General features: G+C 36.0%; 1 protein-coding gene. It reads right to left on the reverse strand.

The window, feature by feature from the left end; genetic code table 11:
* Positions 1–20: 20 nt before the first annotated feature.
* Positions 21–227, reverse strand: coding sequence for a hypothetical protein (locus NXS07_RS21080; protein WP_238126313.1), 207 nt, complete (start codon positions 225–227; stop codon positions 21–23).
* Between the last annotated feature and the right edge of the window lie 98 nt (positions 228–325).

Raw genomic sequence — 325 nt, forward strand, 5'->3', positions numbered from 1 at the left:
GGGGTTATTTAATATGTTATTTATTGCAGAGTATATATTCTAACAATAGAGATTCTTGCTACAGAGCTATTAAATCCCGTGGCTTGAGTGAGTGCCTCATTCTCCACCGCAATTAAAAAATCACTAACCCCACCCGTACTCCAATTAAAATCTAAAGCAATCTGCGAGTTAACCAGAACTGAGTTGTCACTACCAAGGCCGCTATAGGTAACAATATATTGATTCATGGATTGATCCTCCTCTTTATTTTGTCTAGCACACACTACAGCGGGTATTTTCTTTTTACTATTTGATTAATTAATCGCCTGTCATAAATTTCATTCAA

Origin of the sequence: Xenorhabdus bovienii (genome assembly GCF_024721015.1) — a bacterium.
Taxonomy (GTDB): Bacteria; Pseudomonadota; Gammaproteobacteria; order Enterobacterales; family Enterobacteriaceae; genus Xenorhabdus; species Xenorhabdus bovienii.

Excerpts from the sequence above, each read along its gene's own strand:
- NXS07_RS21080 (WP_238126313.1), bottom strand. The coding sequence starts at position 227 with ATGAATCAATATATTGTTACCTATAGCGGCCTTGGTAGTGACAACTCA.